The sequence below is a fragment of the uncultured Rhodococcus sp. genome (genome assembly GCF_963525155.1).
In the GTDB taxonomy this organism is placed as follows: Bacteria; Actinomycetota; Actinomycetes; order Mycobacteriales; family Mycobacteriaceae; genus Rhodococcus_F; species Rhodococcus_F qingshengii.
Window position 1 is genome coordinate 16,424 of the sequence record NZ_CAURKP010000056.1, and the last position, 13,435, is coordinate 29,858.

Here is a 13,435-nt window from a genome sequence, read left to right on the forward strand (position 1 = left end):
GGACTTCCTCCGCGCCTCCGTCTCGCACACGCGCCTATCCTGGAACGGTGCCTACCGACAACAGCCGCCTCGACGCCCTCCCCGAGCTCCTGGCCGGCCGTCGCCTGGCAGTTCTGACAGGCGCCGGCATCTCCACCGACTCCGGAATCCCGGACTACCGCGGACCTGATTCACCCCCGCGCAATCCGATGACGTTCCAGCAGTTCATCGGCGATCCGGCGTTTCGGCGGCACTACTGGGCGCGCAACCACATCGGCTGGCGATACATGGACAGCTCCCGCCCCAACCAGGGCCACCGGGCCGTCGCGGCACTGGAACGAACAGGGCGAGCCGTCGGCGTGATCACCCAGAACGTCGACCTACTGCACACCAAGGCCGGCGCGCGAAACGTCATCGACCTCCACGGCACCTACGCGCAGGTTCGATGCCTGAGCTGCCAGCGGCTGATCTCCCGTACCACGCTCGCGGAGAGACTGGAAGAAGCCAATCCTGGATTCGCCGAAACAGTCGCTGCTGCAACCGGAGTCGAAATCGCACCCGACGCAGATGCCGTGATCGAATCCACCGCACACTTTCGCGTCGTGGATTGCGCCGTGTGCGGTGGCTTACTCAAACCGGACATCGTCTACTTCGGCGAATCCGTCCCCAAGGAACGCGTCGCCCGTGCGTACAGCCTCGTCGACCAATCCGACGCACTGTTGGTAGCCGGGTCGTCGTTGACCGTGATGTCCGGCCTGCGTTTCGTCCGGCATGCCGCCAAGACCGGGAAGCCGATCGCCATCGTCAATCGAGGCACGACTCGCGGCGACGAATTCGCCGACCTCAAGCTCGAAGTCGGTTGCGCTGAAGCACTTTCCGCCCTCGTCGAGCACGAAAGCTACAGCGCCACCAAGTCGTCCGCGTGAACCACAGGACGCTGCATGTCGGCCGGTAGATCGGTGGTGGAGCGCCCCAGGATCTCCTCGATCTCTGCAGCGTCGAACGCAACGACACCCCGGGCGACGGGCTTCTCCCCCGGCCCCATCAGGGACACGACGTCGCCGGCGTGGAAGTCACCGGATACACCGACGATGCCAGCGGACAGCAGGCTTCGACGCTTGGACACGACCGCGCGGACGGCGCCTTCGTCGAGGTGGAGGTCACCCGATGTGTCAGCGGCGTGACGAACCCAGAATCGGCGGGCCGACAATCGCGTCGGCCGGGGCGCAAATGCCGTTCCGACATCGGCACCACTGAGTGCCTGCGCAGCGTCCGATGCTGCCGCGAGCAGAACCGGCACGCCGGAATCAGCGGCCAGGCGTGCTGCTGAGAGCTTCGACGCCATGCCTCCGGTACCGAGGGCGCCACCCGAACCGGCAACCACACCGTCGAGATCCTCGGGACTGTTGACCTCGGGAATCAGTGTGGCATCGCCCTTTCGGGGATCCCCGTCGTACAGTCCGTCCACATCCGACAACAGGATCAACGCGTCGGCGCCGACCAGATGCGCAACCAGTGCAGCCAGCCGATCGTTGTCACCGAATCGAAGTTCGGTGGTGGCAACGGTGTCGTTCTCGTTCACGATCGCCACCGCGTGCAATGCCCGTAGACGATCGAGTGTCCGTTGGGCGTTGCGGTGCTGCGTCCGTCGAGCGATGTCGTCAGCCGTGAGTAGAACCTGCCCGACGGTACGCCCGTAACGGGCGAACGACGTACCCCAGGCGTGAGCCAGAGCCAACTGACCGACGCTGGCCGCAGCCTGCTTGGTCGCGAGATCCCGCGGTCGCTTGGTCAGTCCCAGCGGCGCCAGTCCGGCGCCGACGGCACCGGACGAGACGACGACGACATCGGAACCCGCACGCATGCGAGCCTCGATGGCATCGGCCAACAGATCGAGTCGGTGAGTATCGAGTCCCGCCACCAGACTGGTGAGCGCAGACGACCCGATCTTCACGACGATACTGTGAGCCGACGCTATCGACTCCCTGGTGGACCCGAGCACAGTCCCGTTCCCTCTCTTCGGTTTTCGTCCTGAAATCGCGTGGGTCAGGCGTCTTCGTCGAGCAAGCCGCGGCGGACACGACGCGCGTGCTTGCGCTCGTCGGCGCCGATGCGCTCCACCTGATCGAGACGCGGGTCGGTTCCACGGCCCGTGCGGGTCAGATCGATACCGGCCGGCGTCATCGGCTCCCACTCGAAGCTGACGTCACCGATGGTGACGGAAGCTCCTGGCTGAGCGCCCTTCTTGACCAATGCGTCCTCGACGCCCAATCGAGCAAGACGGTCGGCGAGGTAACCAACGGCCTCGTCGTTGTCGAAGGCGGTCTGACGAATCCACCGCTCCGGGCGGGTGCCTCGGACGACGAACCCACCGGGAATATCGGGATCCTTCTCGATGGTGAAGCTGGAATCCTTGACCTTGACCGGGCGAATGACCTGGCGCTTCGGCTCGGGCTTCGGATGAGCTTCGCGGTAGTCGCGGACCATCTTCGCCAGCGCGAATGTCAACGGTCGCAATCCTTCTCGGCTCACCGCTGAGATGGTAAAGACCGGCCATCCGCGAGCTTCGATCTCAGGCGTGACCATTTCGGCCAATTCGGCGGCCTCGGGAACGTCGGTCTTGTTGAGGATGACGACGCGCGGGCGCTTGTCGAGGTCACCGAGTCCCGAGTCGCCGGAGAGCGCGGGCGTGTACGCGGCCAGCTCTGCTTCCAGGGCGTCGATGTCGGATATCGGGTCACGTCCCGGATCGAGGGTGGCGCAGTCGATCACGTGCGCCAATACGGCGCAGCGTTCGATGTGGCGCAGGAAGTCCAGGCCCAAACCGCGGCCTTCGCTTGCACCGGGGATCAGCCCGGGCACGTCGGCGACGGTGAAGGTGGTGTCACCGCTCGAGACGACGCCGAGGTTGGGGACCAGAGTGGTGAAGGGGTAGTCGGCGATCTTCGGCTTGGCCGCAGAGAGAACGGACACCAGCGAAGACTTACCGGCAGAGGGAAATCCGAGCAGACCGACGTCGGCTACCGACTTGAGTTCGAGAACCAGGTCACGCTCGACACCGTCCTCACCGAGGAGTGCGAAACCGGGAGCCTTGCGGGCTTTCGACGCCAGCGCTGCGTTGCCGAGTCCGCCGCGGCCGCCCTGAGCGGCGTCGAAGCGCGAACCGACTCCCACGAGGTCGGCAAGCACGTTGCCGTCGGTATCGAGAACCACAGTTCCATCCGGAACCTTGAGGATGAGGTCTTCACCGTTTGCACCCTCGCGGTTGCTGCCGGCGCCCTGCTTGCCGTTGGTCGCCTTCGCGTTGGGATGGAAGTGAAAGTCGAGGAGGGTGTGGATGTTCTCGTCGACCACAAGGATGACGTCGCCACCGCGACCTCCGTTGGCACCGTCCGGACCGCCGAGCGGTTTGAACTTCTCGCGGTGTACGGAGGCGCAACCATTGCCGCCTTTTCCAGCGCTGACGTGCAGCACAACACGGTCAATGAATCGGGACATGACTGCCGGATCCTTCCTCAGTCAATTGCGGGTCTCACGCGATGAGCTGAACTTCTGGTGAGCAGGGTTGCTCGGGGCAAAACGGGTACTGCTTAAACAAACGATAGGGGCGGACCGGGTTATTTCAACCCTGGTCCGCCCCTATCGGGAGCTTGGAACGCGTCACTCTCTTACCGAAAGCAGAACCGGCTTACCGAAGTAGAACCGATGACGCACAACTAGCGAGAAAGACTAGACCTCAGCCGCAACGACGGCCGGAACGATGTTCACGGTCTTGCGTCCACGCTTCTGGCCGAACTCGACTGCACCGGCAGCGAGAGCGAACAGGGTGTCGTCGCCGCCACGGCCGACGTTGACGCCGGGGTGGAAGTGCGTGCCGCGCTGGCGAACCAGGATTTCGCCTGCGCTGACCGACTGGCCGCCGAAGCGCTTCACGCCGAGGCGCTGGGCGTTTGAATCGCGACCGTTACGGGAGCTGGATGCACCCTTCTTATGTGCCATGCTATTGACCCTCCTCGGGTGAAATTAGCTAGAAAGAACTGGTTACTTGATGCCCGTGACCTTGAGCACCGTGATCGGCTGCCTGTGGCCCTGACGCTTGTGGTAACCGGTCTTGTTCTTGAACTTGTGGATGCGGATCTTCGGGCCCTTGGTGTGCTCGACGATCTCACTGGTGACTGCGACCTTGGCCAGCTTGGCCGCGTCGGTGGTCAGGTCGGATCCGTCGACCACGAGAACGGGAGCAAGCGAGACAGCAGTGCCGGGCTCACCCTCGATCTTCTCGACCTTGACGAGGTCACCAACAGCGACCTTGTACTGCTTTCCGCCGGTCTTGACGATCGCGTACGTTGCCATCGGAGGGCTACCCCTTGCTTCTTCGAACTTGCTCGCGCTGCTGCCTGAGGCTTCAAATGCATCGCGACTGGTCTGGTTTATGTCACCTCGGCTCGGCACTGCGTACCGGGACATTCGCGCGCACTCTAGGCACACGGAATCTCTACCGCCGGGTGGCGACCCTCCAAGGTTACGGGAAAGCAACCGTCAGGGTCAAACCGCCCCGCCGAGGGGTGGTGCTTACTACTCTGTACTGCTTCTACCAGCTGAAACTTCGGATAACGGTTGGATGTCCTCGCTCATCGCGAAGTCATCCAACCGACCGAAAGCCAGTAGTTCTTACTCTCCGTCTACCGGAGGCCCTGCGGGACGTGCTGCTGCACGCCTGCGACGGGGTCGCTTGACGACGACAACTTCTTCCTCAGCCGGAGCTTCGGTGGCCGGAGCCGGAACGTTTTCCACGACCGCTTCTGTCACGGGTTCCGGAGTCGGAATCACGAAGACCGTGCCCACCTCGGGAGCTGCCTCGGCAACCGGTGCCGACGCTGCCCGCGACGCCCGGCGACTACGCCGACGACCTCGCGGAGCTGCTTCGGTCGAAGGTGCTGCCGACTCGTTGTCCACTGCGGATACTTCTTCCGCAGCAGAGTCCACAACAGAAACGTCATGGCGCTCAGAAGCAGCAGGAGTATCGATCGGCCGATCCTGTTGCCGATCGGCACTTTTGGATGCATCGTCCCCCGAAGACGTACCGGCGGAATCAGACTCGATCGAGTCGGCCGCGACGGTCTCGTCGTCGTCGTGGTGATGCGAGGCCATCGCCAATGCCACCGGATGAGCCCGCTTGACGGTCGCGTCGACAGCCGGAACCTCCGGCGCCGGAGGTTCCTGTCCGTTGGACTCGGTCGAAGCCGACTTGTCTCCGCGGCCACGCTTGTTCTTGCGCGAGGTACCGGAATCACTGCGCTGCGAGCCCGAACGCGATCCTCCGTCGTCCGAGGACTTCACCTCGACGGGCTCGGAATGGACGATGATGCCGCGGCCGTGGCAGTGCTCACAGGTGGTCGAGAAGGCCTCGACCAATCCGGTGCCCAACTTCTTGCGCGTCATCTGCACGAGCCCGAGTGACGTGACCTCCGACACCTGATGGCGCGTGCGATCGCGACCCAGGCATTCGGTGAGCCGACGCAGGACCAGGTCCCGGTTCGATTCGAGAACCATGTCGATGAAGTCGACGACGATCATTCCGCCGATGTCCCGCAGGCGCATCTGGCGAACGATCTCCTCGGCCGCTTCGAGGTTGTTACGGGTGACGGTCTCTTCGAGGTTTCCGCCGGCTCCGGTGAACTTTCCGGTGTTGACGTCGACGACGGTCATGGCCTCGGTGCGGTCGATCACCAGGGTGCCGCCGGACGGCAGCCACACCTTGCGATCGAGTGCCTTGGCCAATTGCTCGTCGATACGGCGAGCCGCGAAGACGTCGATACCGTTGTTCGGCGTGTACTTCTCGAGCCGCGGAAGCAGGTCGGGCGCAACGGAGTTGATGTAGTTCTCGACCGTCGTGTGCGCCTTCTCGCCCTCGATGACCAGCTTGGAGAAGTCCTCGTTGAACAGATCACGAATGACCTTGACCAGCATGTCAGGCTCTTCGTACAGCGCCTGCGGGTTGCCGGACTTACCGGTGTCCGCAGCCGCAGCCTGCTCCTCGATGCCGGCCCACTGAGCCTGCAGACGAGTCACGTCGCGCGCCAACTCTTCTTCGCTGACGCCCTCGGACGCCGTGCGAATGATCACGCCGGCGTCGGCGGGAACGATGTCGCGCAAGATTTCCTTGAGACGCTTGCGCTCGGTGTCCGGAAGCTTGCGGCTGATACCCGTGGACGTACCACCGGGCACGTAGACGAGGAAACGACCGGCAAGCGAAATCTGTGTGGTCAGTCGAGCACCCTTGTGACCGACCGGATCCTTGCTGACCTGAACGAGCACCTGATCGCCCGGCTTGAGGGCCTGCTCGATCTTGCGCGAGTTGCCACCGAGACCGGCAGCCTCCCAGTTGACCTCACCGGCGTAGAGAACACCGTTGCGGCCACGTCCGATGTCGATGAACGCAGCTTCCATGCTGGGGAGCACGTTCTGGACACGTCCGAGGTACACGTTGCCGACCATCGACGCGGACGCCGAGTTGGTGACGAAGTGCTCGACCAGCACTCCGTCTTCGAGGACTGCTACCTGTGTAGTCGCATGCGGCTGACCGCTGTCTGCCCGATCGCGCACGACCATGACGCGATCGACGGCCTCACGACGCGCGAGGAACTCCGACTCGGTCAGGATCGGTGGGCGACGTCGGCCGGCGTCACGACCGTCGCGGCGACGCTGACGCTTCGCTTCCAGACGTGTCGAACCACTGATGCCCTGGACCTCGTCCTTGACGCGGGTCTTGTTGCGAGGTTCGCGCTCGTGAACGACGGTGTTCGGCGGATCGTCCTCGGACGTCGCAGTCGCGTCGGTGGCGCCGTCGGTGCCGGTCTTGCGACGACGACGGCGGCGGCGACGGCGGCTCGATCCGTCGGCATCGAGATCGGAATCGTCGGCATTCTCGGAATCCGCATCAGCGGTGGACTCGGACTTATCACCGGATTCTTCGCCGGCAGCGTCGTCGGTTTGCTTCTCGACTGCCGCAGGGGCAGATTCCTGCTCCGATTCGGTAGCGGTATCCGACTCTTCGTCCGAACCCTGCTCGCCACCCTGTTCACCGCGACCACGTCCACGTCCACGGCGTCCACGACGACGGCGACGCGGCTGATCGTCGTCCTCGTCCTCGGACTCGGCGCTCTCACCCTCGGTTTGCGGGGCGGTCACAGCCGGCTCTTCGACGGCTGGAACTACAACCGGTGAGACCTCGGGTGCGACTGTTTCGGTTTCCGCAGTTGCCTGCTTCTCTTCGACTACCGCCGGTGCGGCGGGTTCACGGCGGGCACGACGGCGACGCGGAGCTACCTCGGCTGCCTCGAGATCCGGCTGCAGGAACAGCGGAACCTGCGGCGCGGCGGGAGCCACCTCGGGCTGATGGGTCTGCGGCGCCTCGAAGGAAGTGAACAGATCGGACTGCTCGGCTTCCTTGCTCTGCAGCGCAGCTGCGGCGTCGAGTCCAGCGCTGATCTCGGCGACAGCCGGATCCACTGTTTCTTCTGCTGCAGGTTCTTCGACGACGACCTTTTTGCGAGTGCGACGAGCCCTGACAGGCTTCTCGGCCGGAGCCTCTGCAACAGGAGCAGCCTCCACGGGAGCTTCTGCAGCAGGCTCCTCGGCAACCGGCGCCTCGACAACCGGGTCGATGAGGGTGTCGAGCTCGGCGACGACGGGCTCGATGGCCTCGGCCGCGGAAGTCAACGAGGCATGAATCCGCTGAGCGACGTCACGGTGGAGACTCGACTGCGCGCTGCGCAATTCGGTACCGAGCGCTGCGGCTTCGGCAAGGACCTGCTTGCTGGTGACGCCGAGCAGCTTCGCCAGCGCGTGTACGCGCATCTTGTCGGGAAATTCCGGGGTGGTGCTGGAATCTGATTCGGTTGGGGATTGATCGGCCACGTAAGTCTCCTCAGCCCCCGGGCGCGTCCAACCCAGAAGTCGAGTTGTCACGCGGCCACGCGGGAGCGTGCTGTGTGTACTCGCACTCAGAAGTGAGTACGAGATTGTAAGGTCTCGCTCCGCATGGTCCGCAATGCCCGTTATTCACTGCGAGCACATGAAGTGCCTGGCTGGATGGCCGTTGTCCTGTGCGCGAGCGCCTGATCATCCAGCGTGCAGAGGTCCAGGGATTTCCTGTTGACCTGGAGCAGCGATGAAAGGGCATCGAACCTAGGTGTCATCCGGTTGAACGTGCGTAAAACAAATTGCGGTTCAACTGAAAGCAGTATCCCACACCAACGCGCCTGCAACTGCAAAGGGCGCACCGATGTGGGATACGTGCCGAGAATTCGCTGTGGAGATGTGGGCCGAAGGCCCGTTCATGTGGGCCAGAGGCCCGATCGGAGATTCAGATGGACGACAGCGCGGGGAACCACAGAGCGATTTCACGCTCTGCCGACTCCACGGAGTCGCTGCCGTGAACGAGGTTCTGCTGCGCTTCGAGTCCGAAGTCGCCGCGGATCGTACCCGGAAGAGCCTTGTCGACCGGGTCGGTTCCGCCGGCCAACTGACGGAAAGCAGCGATGGCGCGGGGGCCTTCGAGCACTGCGGCCACCAGCGGACCGGAGGTGATGAACTCCAACAAGCTCGGGTAGAACGGACGCTCGGCGTGTTCTGCGTAGTGGCTACCAGCCACCTCTTCGGAAGCTACGCGGAGGTCGAGTGCTGCAATTGTCAGGCCTTTGCGCTCGATACGGCTGAGGATTTCTCCTACGTATCCACGGGCAACGGCGTCGGGCTTGATCAGTACGAGGGTGCGCTCAGTCACAGCGGACAGCCTAAATGGTCAGTCCCGCTGACCGGGAAGCAGGCCCTTGTCCATCCGGCGCTTGATGTCTCTCTGCAGGTAGACGAGGTATCCCCAGACGATCCCGAAGGTGATCGCGACACCGGCGATCGACGGGTGGACGAAGAAACCGAACAGAAGGATCACCTGCAGCGCGACGTTGAACCCCATCGCCCACGGCTTGCCCTGGATGCCCGCACCCAGAATCATCAGTACCGCCAACCCGATGATGAATCCCGCGGAGGCCGCGGTGAGGCCTCCGCCGACGACCGCGACAACCGGCAAAGCCAGCAGCACGACGATCGCCTCGAGGATCAGGGTTCCGGCCATCACTCCGCGGAAGCTTTTCCACGGGTCCTTGGTCGGCGGCCCGAACTCGCCGGCAGTGTCTCCGGGCTCGTGGTCTCCGGACTCGGGATTGGCATCTGACGGGGTACTCACGCGGGGTCCTTTCCGAACAGCGTGCGGGCGGCGCCTGCGGTCACGACGGATCCCGTCACCACCACACCCGCCCCTGATACGGCCTCACCGGGTTCGGCGACCTGCTCGGCGATTTCGATCGCGACTTCCAACGCGTCGGCAAGCACCGGCGCAACGACGACGCGCTCGTCGCCGAACTTCGCGACGGCGATGTTCGCCAGTTCTTCGACGTCCATCGCCCGGGGTGACCCGTTGTGGGTGACGACGATCTCGTCGAAGACGGATTCGAATGCAGTCAAGATGGCGTCGACGTCCTTGTCCGCCATGACGCTGACCACTCCCACGAGCTTGCGGAAGTCGAACTCGGCGGCCAGTGCGGCCGCGAGAGCGCGGGCACCGTCAGGATTGTGGGCGGCGTCGAGAAAGACGGTCGGCGCACTCCGAACACGTTCGAGGCGACCAGGATTGACGATCGAGGCGAACCCGTTGCGGATTGCGTCCTGATCCAGTTGTCGATCCGGACCGGCACCGAAGAACGCTTCTACGGCAGCGAGCGCGAGCGCGGCGTTGCGCGCCTGATGCTCACCGTGAAGGGGGAGGAAGATGTCGGTGTACACACCGCTCAAGCCTTGAAGTTCGAGCTGCTGTCCGCCTACCGCGATCTGGCGAGCAAGCACCTTGAACTCCGAGCCTTCACGAGCGACCGCGGCCTCCACCTCGACAGCACGCCGCAGCAATACCTCCATGACTTCGGGAGTCTGCTCGGCGATGATCGCGACGGTGTCCACCGGAACCAGGTCCTCGCGGCCCTTCTTGATGATCCCGGCCTTCTCCTCCGCGATCCCGGCCAGGTCGGTGCCCAGGTACTCGGCGTGATCGAGGCTGATCGGGGTGATCACCGCAACCTGCCCGTCGATCACGTTGGTGGCGTCCCAGCGTCCGCCGAGGCCGACCTCGACCACGGCGACGTCGACCGGCGCCTCCGCGAAGGCCGCATAGGCCATGGCGGTGAGCACTTCGAACTTGCTCATCGCCGGTCCCCCGGCTTCCTCCGACTGTGCGTCGATCATCTGCACGTACGGCTCGATCTCGCGGAACGTGTCCACGTAGAGCCGCGGCGAGATCGGATGACCGTCGATGCTGATCCGCTCGGTCGCGATCTGCAGATGAGGGCTGGTGGTTCGCCCGGTGCGACGATGCAGAGCCGTCATCAACGAATCGATCATGCGCGTCACCGACGTCTTACCGTTGGTTCCCGTGACGTGCACCGACGGATAGTTGTGCTGAGGCGAGCCCAGGACATCCATGAGCGCCTCGATGCGAGTCAGTGACGGCTCGATCTTGGTCTCGGGCCAACGCTTGTCGAGTTCTGCTTCCACCAGCGCCAGTTCGGCGATGTCGACCGGAGTCGGAACCGAACTCTGAGCGTCGAATTGGGACGGCTCGTACGAACTCACTTGTCGGCCAACTCCTTCAGACGTCCCGTGATGCGCTCGATCTCTTCGACGGCGATCTGGCGACGTGTCTTGATCTTGTCGACGACGGCGTCGGGCGCCTTCGCCAGGAAGGCCTCGTTCGCCAGCTTGTTGTCAGCGGTGACGAGTTCCTTCTGCGCTGCCGCGAGGTCCTTTTCGAGCCGCTTCTTCTCGGCGCCGAGGTCGATGGTGCCCGAGGTGTCGATGTCGACAGTGACGGTGCCCTGGCTCAGGCGCACCTCGACGGAGATCGACGCGGTGAATCCCTCTTCGGGTTCGGTCAGCTTGGCCAGCGCCGCCACGTAGGCGAACTGGCCGTCCATGCCGGCCTCCGAGAGCCCGGACGCACGAGCCGGGACCTTCTGGGAAGGCTTGAGTCCCTGATCGTTTCGGAATCGTCGCACCTCGGTGATCAGCTTCTGCGTGTCTTCGATCCTGGTTGCGGCCTGGGCGTCGACTGCCTCACCGGACAACGTGGGCCATTCGGCGACGACGACGGACTCGCCGCCGGTGAGCACCTTCCACAGGGTTTCGGTCACGAACGGAATGACCGGGTGCAGGAGGCGGAGCAGTGCATCGAGAACGTTGCCGAGCACGGCGCGGGTGTTCGCGGCGACGGCCTCGTCGGCGGCGAACTGCACCTTGGCGAGTTCGAGGTACCAGTCACAGACCTCGTCCCACGCGAAGTGGAACAGGCCTTCGCACGCCTTGCTGAACTCGTAGCGATCGAATGCGGCGTCCGCCTCGGCCTGGACCGTGTCGAGACGGTCGAGGATCCAACGATCGGCGTCGGTCAGTTCGCTTCGAGCGGGCAGCGGCGCGGGAGCAGCGCCGTTCATCAGAGCGAACTTGGTCGCGTTGAACAACTTGGTCGCGAAGTTGCGCGAGGACTGCGCCGAATCCTCACCGACGGACAGGTCGCTGCCCGGGTTGGCGCCGCGTGCAAGTGTGAATCGCAGGGCGTCGGCGCCGAAACGATCGACCCAGTCGAGTGGGTCGATACCGTTGCCGCGAGACTTCGACATCTTCTTGCCGTACTGATCGCGGACCAGTCCGTGCAGGAACACGTCCTTGAACGGCATCTGCGCGCCGGACTTACCCGGACCGGCGGTGATCGACTCGTCCTCGGACACGTAGGTGCCGAACATCATCATGCGGGCGACCCAGAAGAACAGGATGTCGTAGCCGGTGACGAGAACGCTGGTGGGATAGAACTTTTCGAGTTCGGGCGTATTGTCCGGCCAGCCCATCGTCGAGAAGGGCCACAGTCCGGAGGAGAACCAGGTATCGAGGACGTCGGGATCCTGGACCCAGCCTTCCGGCGCCGTTTCGTCAGGACCGAAGCACGCAACTTCACCCTCGGGGCCGTACCAGACCGGAATGCGGTGACCCCACCAGAGCTGACGGGAAATGCACCAGTCATGCATGTTGTCGACCCAGTCGAACCAGCGTGGCTCCTGGCTCGCCGGGTGAATGACGGTGTCCCCGTTGCGAACCGCGTCACCCGCAGCCTTGGCGAGCGTCTCGACCTTGACCCACCACTGCAACGAGAGACGAGGCTCGATGGCCTCGCCACTGCGCTCGGAGTGCCCGACGCTGTGCAGGTACGGGCGCTTCTCGGCGACGACGCGCCCCTGCTCGGCGAGAGCTTCGCGAACCTTGACGCGAGCCTCGAAGCGGTCCATTCCGTCGAATTCGGTTCCGGTGTCGGCAATCTTGCCGGTCTTGTCCATGATGGTGGGCATCGGCAGGTTGTGCCGCAGGCCCATCTCGAAGTCGTTGGGATCGTGAGCCGGCGTGATCTTCACAGCGCCGGTTCCGAACTCGGGGTCGACGTAGTCGTCCGCGATGATCGGGATCTGACGCCCGGTGAACGGATGATCGAGAGTGGTGCCGATGAGGTGCTTGTAGCGCTCGTCCTCGGGATGGACCGCCACTGCGGTATCACCGAGCATCGTCTCGACGCGAGTGGTCGCGACGATGACGTGCGGCTCGTTGTCGTCGAGCGAGCCGTAGCGCAGGGAAACCAGCTCACCCTCGACGTCCTCGAACTTCACCTCGATGTCGGAGATCGCGGTCTGCAGCACCGGCGACCAGTTCACGAGACGCTCGGCGCGGTAGATCAGACCCTCGTCGAACATGCGCTTGAAGACGGTCTGAACGGCGCGCGAGAGGCCCTCGTCCATCGTGAAACGATCGCGACTCCAGTCGACACCGTCACCGATGCGCCGCATCTGGCCCCCGATGGTTCCACCCGATTCGCGCTTCCAGTCCCAAACTTTGTCGATGAAGAGCTCGCGGCCGAAATCTTCCTTTGTCTTGCCGTCGGCAGCGAGCTGCTTCTCGACGACGGACTGCGTGGCGATACCGGCGTGATCCATGCCAGGTAGCCACAGCACCTCGTAGCCCTGCATCCGCTTGCGACGGCTGAGCACGTCCATGAGGGTGTGATCCAGGGCATGGCCCATGTGCAAGCTGCCCGTGACGTTCGGGGGCGGCAGCACGATGGAGTAGCCGGGCTTGTCGCTGGTCGCGTCGGCCTGGAAGTACCCGGCGTCTACCCAGCCTTGATACAGATCGGCCTCTACAGCGCTGGGGTCCCAGCTCTTGGGTAGGGCGTCGGCGGGGGTCTGGGGGTTCTCTGGAGCTGCACTGGTCACCACTTGATCCTAATGACTCCCCCGTCGTGAACGAATTCGCCCGTCGGCCGCCGCGGCGCACACGAACGACTGCCCCGCAGTCCGGGGTCAGCCGA

At 64.0% G+C, this 13,435-nt stretch carries 10 protein-coding genes; 1 reads left to right on the forward strand and 9 read right to left on the reverse strand.

Going from position 1 to position 13,435, the window contains the following annotated elements; translation table 11 throughout:
• Positions 1-47: 47 nt before the first annotated feature.
• Complete coding sequence (locus RWT78_RS13850; RefSeq protein WP_042450219.1) at positions 48-905, forward strand: NAD-dependent protein deacetylase; 858 nt, start codon at positions 48-50, stop codon at positions 903-905.
• Here RWT78_RS13850 and proB read toward each other — a convergent pair.
• From proB to RWT78_RS13895, 9 genes are all read right to left on the reverse strand, one after another.
• On the reverse strand, positions 878-1,981 hold the full coding sequence (proB, locus tag RWT78_RS13855; RefSeq protein ID WP_003944552.1) for a glutamate 5-kinase: 1,104 nt from the start codon (positions 1,979-1,981) through the stop codon (positions 878-880). The two genes, RWT78_RS13850 and proB, sit on opposite strands and share 28 nt — an antisense overlap.
• A gap of 44 nt (positions 1,982-2,025) precedes the next feature.
• A complete protein-coding gene (obgE, locus tag RWT78_RS13860; RefSeq protein ID WP_003944579.1) occupies positions 2,026-3,477 on the reverse strand; it encodes a GTPase ObgE in 1,452 nt (483 codons plus the stop codon).
• A 231-nt stretch (positions 3,478-3,708) separates the two neighbouring features.
• The gene (gene rpmA, locus RWT78_RS13865) at positions 3,709-3,978 is read right to left on the reverse strand and encodes a 50S ribosomal protein L27 (protein WP_003944532.1); all 270 of its coding nucleotides are present in this window, start codon (positions 3,976-3,978) and stop codon (positions 3,709-3,711) included.
• Positions 3,979-4,020: 42 nt separating this feature from the next.
• Entirely contained in the window at positions 4,021-4,332 is a 312-nt protein-coding gene (gene rplU / locus RWT78_RS13870) for a 50S ribosomal protein L21 (RefSeq protein ID WP_003944533.1), read from the reverse strand.
• 318 nt (positions 4,333-4,650) lie between these two features.
• Positions 4,651-7,899 carry a translation initiation factor IF-2 N-terminal domain-containing protein gene (locus RWT78_RS13875; protein WP_314676255.1) on the reverse strand — a complete coding sequence of 1,083 codons (3,249 nt, stop codon included), beginning with the start codon at positions 7,897-7,899 and terminating at the stop codon, positions 4,651-4,653.
• A 448-nt stretch (positions 7,900-8,347) separates the two neighbouring features.
• Complete coding sequence (gene ndk / locus RWT78_RS13880) at positions 8,348-8,767, reverse strand: nucleoside-diphosphate kinase (protein WP_003944527.1); 420 nt, start codon at positions 8,765-8,767, stop codon at positions 8,348-8,350.
• 18 nt (positions 8,768-8,785) lie between these two features.
• Positions 8,786-9,226 (reverse strand): DUF4233 domain-containing protein, encoded by a 441-nt coding sequence (locus tag RWT78_RS13885; RefSeq protein WP_003944448.1) that lies wholly within the window; start codon positions 9,224-9,226, stop codon positions 8,786-8,788.
• The gene (locus RWT78_RS13890; protein WP_003944455.1) at positions 9,223-10,662 is read right to left on the reverse strand and encodes a folylpolyglutamate synthase/dihydrofolate synthase family protein; all 1,440 of its coding nucleotides are present in this window, start codon (positions 10,660-10,662) and stop codon (positions 9,223-9,225) included. The genes RWT78_RS13885 and RWT78_RS13890 overlap by 4 nt, the downstream gene beginning before the upstream one ends.
• Positions 10,659-13,340 (reverse strand): valine--tRNA ligase, encoded by a 2,682-nt coding sequence (locus tag RWT78_RS13895; RefSeq protein ID WP_039973213.1) that lies wholly within the window; start codon positions 13,338-13,340, stop codon positions 10,659-10,661. Before RWT78_RS13895 ends, RWT78_RS13890 begins: the two co-directional genes overlap by 4 nt.
• Positions 13,341-13,435: the final 95 nt, after the last annotated feature.